The sequence below is a fragment of the Bradyrhizobium sp. Kon58 genome (assembly GCF_055807455.1).
The window spans coordinates 1-229 of sequence record NZ_JBVVOT010000711.1; the positions used below are offsets into that span (position 1 = coordinate 1).

At 49.3% G+C, this 229-nt stretch carries 1 protein-coding gene; it reads right to left on the minus strand.

Annotated elements, in window-relative coordinates; translation table 11 throughout:
* Positions 1 to 229, minus strand: a 229-nt coding sequence (locus tag AC0L20_RS42045) for a hypothetical protein (RefSeq protein WP_473296000.1), incomplete at both ends; no start/stop codon positions are given.

The window sequence follows — 229 nt, forward strand, 5'->3', positions numbered from 1 at the left end:
CAAATCATCCTGCAGCTTTTGGAACTGGCCATTGAGGATCTTCAACCAGGCATCGTCCTCTCTCATGTTATGCACTTGTTGGTTAATACGTAGCGCACCTGACACTGCTGCTGCCACGGTCGCTAAGGCGGAGCCTTGATGAGGTGTGCCCACAAAAACAATTGCTGATATACACTGAAGGACTTGCGGGAATTTTTGGTCTTGCAAAGTAGATGCGTGCACCAGTCCT